General features: G+C 71.0%; 6 protein-coding genes and 1 pseudogene. 2 read left to right on the top strand and 5 right to left on the bottom strand.

The window, feature by feature from the left end:
• Positions 1–103: 103 nt before the first annotated feature.
• Positions 104–625, bottom strand: coding sequence for an ATP-binding protein (locus ABZY11_RS42625; RefSeq protein ID WP_356484328.1), 522 nt, complete (start codon positions 623–625; stop codon positions 104–106).
• 187 nt (positions 626–812) lie between these two features.
• Positions 813–1,130 (bottom strand): hypothetical protein, encoded by a 318-nt coding sequence (locus tag ABZY11_RS42620; protein WP_356484327.1) that lies wholly within the window; start codon positions 1,128–1,130, stop codon positions 813–815.
• Positions 1,131–1,336: 206 nt separating this feature from the next.
• On the opposite strand from ABZY11_RS42620, the gene ABZY11_RS42615 reads away from it, so the two are divergent.
• Entirely contained in the window at positions 1,337–2,467 is a 1,131-nt protein-coding gene (locus ABZY11_RS42615) for a PLP-dependent cysteine synthase family protein (protein ID WP_356484326.1), read from the top strand.
• Positions 2,468–2,506: 39 nt separating this feature from the next.
• On the opposite strand, the gene ABZY11_RS42610 is transcribed toward ABZY11_RS42615, so the two are convergent.
• From ABZY11_RS42610 to ABZY11_RS42600, 3 genes are all read right to left on the bottom strand, one after another.
• Complete coding sequence (locus ABZY11_RS42610; RefSeq protein WP_356484325.1) at positions 2,507–2,986, bottom strand: SRPBCC family protein; 480 nt, start codon at positions 2,984–2,986, stop codon at positions 2,507–2,509.
• Positions 2,987–3,137: 151 nt separating this feature from the next.
• Entirely contained in the window at positions 3,138–3,590 is a 453-nt protein-coding gene (locus tag ABZY11_RS42605; RefSeq protein ID WP_356484324.1) for an SRPBCC family protein, read from the bottom strand.
• Between the two features lie 80 nt (positions 3,591–3,670).
• Positions 3,671–4,495 (bottom strand): DeoR/GlpR family DNA-binding transcription regulator, encoded by an 825-nt coding sequence (locus ABZY11_RS42600; RefSeq protein ID WP_356484323.1) that lies wholly within the window; start codon positions 4,493–4,495, stop codon positions 3,671–3,673.
• Between the two features lie 187 nt (positions 4,496–4,682).
• Here ABZY11_RS42600 and ABZY11_RS42595 point away from each other — a divergent pair.
• Positions 4,683–5,460, top strand: a pseudogene (locus ABZY11_RS42595) (hypothetical protein); the annotation flags it as partial.

Here is a 5,460-nt window from a genome sequence, read left to right as displayed (position 1 = left end):
GCTGAACGTGCTCCGCGCGATCGCCGCCGAGTAGCGCACGGCGGGAAGGGGCGGGGCGCCGCCCGGCGCCTCGCCCTCCCCGGTGTGCCGGGGTCCGGGCGCGTCAGCCGACCACCGCCGACCGCGCGACGGAAGGCGTACCGCTCTCCAGGTACGTGACGGCGTCCAGCTCGAACGGCCCGTCGGTGGTGGCCCCGTACACCGGATGCGGCGGAAGCACGGCGCACCGGGGAGGCGCCGGAAGGGTGAACCAGACGACCTTCCCGGCCCCATCCCTCGGACGGACCCCCCAGCTCTCGCTGACCGCGGCGATCAGGGCGAGCCCGCGCCCCGACGTGCTGGACGCGCTGGGCTCGCGCACGGTCGGCAGCCGTGGGTCGTGGTCGTGGACGGACACCGTCAGCCGTTCGAGCAGCAGCTCGATCTCGACGATGCATGATTTGTCCGGCTGGGCATGCCGGTGGACATTGGTCAGCAGTTCGGTGACGCCGAGCGCCGCATGGTCGATCAAAGGATCGAGATGCCAGTAGCGCAACTGCGCCGAGATGATTCTGCGGACCTGACCGATCCGCGACGGCAGGGCCTGGAGCTCCACCGTGCAGTGCCTGCTTGGCTCGCTGATCACGGCTGCGACTCCCCGAAATAGGTCCGGAAGAAGACGAAGGAACGGATCCGGCAGCCGGCCGGCTGCCTATCCGGCCCCCGGCGGCGTGGATCACAGTGTCACCGCCGGTGAACCATGAGTGACGTGTCCAATGTCGCCCAGGGGTCACAGCTCCGCAACTCGCGATGACCCGGCGGTGCCGTCGGCGTCAGGTCATCCGTCCGCCCGCGCTGCGCAGCGTTTCGAGGAACCGGCGGGCCGGGCCGGCCCGGTCCGGCCCGCGGTTGCGCTGTCCCATCGTCAGCCGGTACCGCGTCCCGTTGACGCGGGCCACGGCCGCGCCCGCTCCGGCGAACCACGGCCTGCCCGCGCTCACCGCCACCACCGGGGCACTGTCGATCTCCCGCCCGTTGCTGGTCAGCAGGGCCAGCCTGCCGTCCTTGACGATCACCTGCCCGGCCCTCGTGAGCGAGCGGGCCCACCGCTCGATCCGTACCCCCGTCGCACTGAACTCCGTTTCCGGCATGACTGCTTCGCCCCCTTCGTGACACTTCTGATGGGCAGTCTGCACAAACCGGGAGCGGCGCGCCAGCCCGCGTCCCGGCCCGGAGCGGTGGTTGCCGGGCCCGCTGACGCCAAGGCAGGGCTATGGACCATCAAAGTGAACGTTTATGCAGGTAGGGGGAATACCGTTGTCGGTGGAGTGATGGTGACACGAGGAGGAACGCGCTGATGGGCACCGAAAAGCACGGGGACGACGGCCGGGCTGCGGCGACGATCGACATCGACCGCTCCGACCACGGGTACCGGGCCTGGCTGAAGGAGGCGGTGCGCAAGGTCCAGGCCGACGCCAACCGCTCCGCCGACACCCATCTGCTGCGCTTCCCGCTGCCCGAGGCGTGGGGCATCGACCTCTATCTCAAGGACGAGTCGACGCATCCCACCGGCAGCCTCAAGCACCGGCTGGCCCGCTCGCTGTTCCTCTACGGGCTCTGCAACGGCTGGATCCGGCCGGGCAAGCCGGTGATCGAGGCGTCCAGCGGTTCGACGGCCGTATCGGAGGCGTACTTCGCCAAGCTGATCGGCGTGCCGTTCATCGCCGTGATGCCCCGCACCACCAGCCCCGAGAAGTGCCGGCTGATCGAATTCCACGGCGGCCGATGTCACTTCGTCGACGACTCCCGGAAGATGTACGAGGAGTCCGCCACGCTCGCCGCGGAGACCGGCGGGCACTACATGGACCAGTTCACCTACGCCGAGCGGGCCACCGACTGGCGAGGCAACAACAACATCGCCGAGTCGATCTACCAGCAGCTGCGGCTGGAGCGTTATCCGGAACCGACGTGGATCGTCGCCACGGCGGGCACCGGCGGCACCTCGGCGACCATCGCCCGCTATGTGCACTACATGCAGTTCGACACCCGGATCTGCGTGCCCGACCCGGAGAACTCCTGCTTCTTCGACGGCTGGACCCACCACAATCCGCTGGCCACCAGCGACTGCGGCTCCCGGATCGAGGGCATCGGCAGGCCCCGGATGGAGCCGAGCTTCGTGCCCGGGGCCATCGACCGGATGATGAAGGTGCCGGACGCGGCCAGTGTCGCGGCCGTACGCGCCCTGGAGCAGGCCATCGGCCGCAAGGCCGGCGGCTCCACCGGCACCGGACTGTGGAGCGCCTTCAAACTGGTCGCCGAAATGGTCGAGCAGGGCAGCACGGGCAGCGTCGTCACCCTGATCTGCGACCCGGGCGACCGCTACCTCGACAAGTACTACTCCGACAGCTGGCTCGCCGGACAGGGCCTGGACATCGCCCCGTACATGGCGACCATCGAATCCTTCCTGGCCGACGGCAACTGGCCCTGACGACCGGCGCGGATCCGGGTGCGCGCGGCGGAGCGGCCCTCAGGCCGCGGATCCGGACAGCCGCCGGTCGAGATTGCGTACCGCGTCCCGGAAGGACCGGCCCATCCCCGACCGGGCCAGCCGCAGCGCGTACCGGAACGGCGCCGAACCGTCGGCGGCGAACGTCCACCGCACCCGGGTCCCGGTTCCGGCCGGGGTGAGCCGCCACTCCTCCAGCAGGGCGCGCATGCCGGGGGCGTTGGTCCGGTCGGCCCGGTAGGCGTACCGCTTGCCGGGCTCCGCCGCCATGATCGTCTCGCGGATCACGAAGCCGCCCCTGAGCCGGACCTCGCGGCCCGCGCCGTCCTCGGTGGGCCGGGCGGCCGTCACCGCCGTGAACCATCCCGGCCAGCCCGGCACATCGTCGGCGAGCGCACGGTATACGTCTTCGGGAGCCGCGGACACCTCGGTGGCGAAGACCAGTCGCAGCGGAGCGGAATCGACGAACTCGAGTTCCACGGAACGGAGTCGGCGTGGCATGGAACGCACCTCCCGTGCGGTCGGCGGCGGACGGATCGCGCACACCATAGCTGACGTGCCATCAGATGTCGTCGTGGTACCCGGACATATGTGCCCGGACATGGGTGCCCGGACAGTGCGGAAGAGTGTGTTCGGCCGACCCCGTCACACGCTACGGACGGTGCCGCGCCGGGAGGTCCAGCATATTGTCGAGCACCCGGCCGAAGATCCGGTGGCCCGCTCCGGCGATCAGCGGATCGCCCCACCGCGGCAGCAGCCGGATGCCCAGCTCCTCCACCCACACCACATGGGAACCGGAATCCGTCGGATACACATCGATCGACGCCCGGCCCAGCACCAGCGAACCGCGCTTCTCCAGCCGGCACAGCCCTGCGCGCCCGGCGGCGGGCGGCGTCCACCGCACCACTTCCATCGGATCGTCGAACGCCAGCGGCCCCACGCCCGTGCGCGCCACGAAAACGGTTCCGACCCTGGTCGGCAGCCCCGTGCGGACGGTGATCGTGGTCAGCGGTACATGCGCGGCGTGCCGTTCCCAGTCCGTCACCCGGCGCCAGGACTCGGCGGCGGGCAAGGAGGTGAAGCGCTCGATCCGGAAGACGGCCACAGCACGATCCTAAAGGCCCGTGCACCGCTCGGCACGAGCGAGCGGAATCCGCGCACGGTCCGGTCGGCTCAGGAACCGCCCTACGCGGCCCGGCCCGACACCACCAGGCCCGGCAGATGCTCCTCGATCTCCTCACGGGCGGCGGCCGACAGACCCGCGTCCGTCACGAATGTGTCCACCTGCTCCAGCGTCGCGAACGAACTCAGGCCCACCGTGCCCCACTTGGTGTGGTCGGCGACCACCACCACCCGCCGGGCCGACTGGACGAAACGGCGGTTGGTCTCGGCCTCCGCCAGATTCGGCGTCGAAAGCCCGGCCTCCACCGAGATCCCGTGCACCCCGAGGAACAGCACATCGAAGTGGAGGGAGGCGATCGCCTGATCGGCGACCGGACCGACCAGCGAGTCCGAAGGAGTCCGCACCCCACCGGTGAGCACCACCGTGGCGGCCCCGGGCCGCGCCCCGGCCGCGCCCCCCGACCGCTGGGCGGCGTGGAAGACATCGGCGACCCGCACCGAGTTGGTCACCACCGTCAGATCCGGTACGTCCAGCAGTTGCTGGGCGAGCGCGTACGTCGTCGTGCCGCCGGAGAGCGCGATCGCGCTGCCGGGCACCGCCATGGCCGCCGCCGCCCGCGCGATGTCCTCCTTGGCGGTCAGCTCCAGCGCCGACTTGGCCTCGAATCCGGGCTCGTGGGTACTGGCCTCGACCACCGGAACGGCCCCGCCGTGCACCTTCTCGATGACCCCCTGGCGGGACAGCGCGTCCAGGTCCCGGCGTACCGTCATGTCGGAGACATTCAGCTTGCGGGTCAGCTCATTGACCCGGACCCCGCCGCGCCTGCGCACCTCGTCGAGGATCAGGGCGCGCCGCTGCTCCGCGAGCAGGTTCTGATTGTCACTCAACGCCGGGTCCGGTCCTTCCCTATGGCCGTGCAGCGGTCTCTTCGAACGGGGTCATCCTGCCACGCGGTGTCGCCGGCCGCCGCACTGGGGAGATTCGGTGAGAGCGGTGCGGCCACCGGACCCCGTCCGCGATTCTGGTGACCTCGCACCGACACGCCCCCCACAACCCAGAGAGTGAGTCACTCCAGTGCCACCTGCCACCCAGGCCCCGCAGAGTCCCGGGCCCGCGCTGGAACTGCTGGTCCACGGCGTGGGCGGCACCACCCCCCAGGAGATGCTCGACGATCCGCGTACGGTCCGGATCACCGGCGACGCGACTGCCGCCATCTACCGACGGGCCGGAGACACGGACGCCGAGCAGCACCCGGAGCGGTACCGCGACCGTCCCATCGCCGAGGCCTACTGCTGGTCCAACCTGACCTCCGGCAACGGCTCCCGCGCCCTGTGGCTGCTGCTGCTCCCGTTCATGGTGGTCAACCTCGCCCACTGGATGCGCCCCACCGCCCGGTCCCGCACCCGCACCGTGCGCCTGTACGGCGTTCTCGTCCGGCTCCTCGCGCTCAGCCTCACGGTCCTGCTGACCGCGGCGGCCTGCGAGGTCGCGCTCGACCTGGCGGCCTGGCAGTGCGCGGGCGTGCCGGACTGCTCGAACCAGCGGTCCTGGCTCGGCTTCCTGTCGACGGCACAGGGCGGCTGGTGGTCCCAGCCGGGCCGCAGGCTCGCCTTCGCCGCACTGGTGCCCACCGCCCTGGTGGCGCTCCTCTGGTTCCTGTCGAACCGGACCTGGAGCGCGTACGAATCACAGCGCCCGCTCACCGGAACCGAACCGGACGACGACGACCTCGACCCGGCGCCCGCACCCGCCCCGGCCGCCACCGGCACCGCGCCCGTCGTCCGTCCCGCCCTCGGCAGGCCCGGATTCTGGTACGGCCGTCGGCTGGTCGCCCGGCTGCGCGCCGCCCACA

Origin of the sequence: Streptomyces sp. NPDC006510 (assembly GCF_040611955.1) — a bacterium.
Taxonomy (GTDB): domain Bacteria; phylum Actinomycetota; class Actinomycetes; order Streptomycetales; family Streptomycetaceae; genus Streptomyces.
This window is presented reverse-complemented; position numbering and strand designations above follow the sequence as displayed.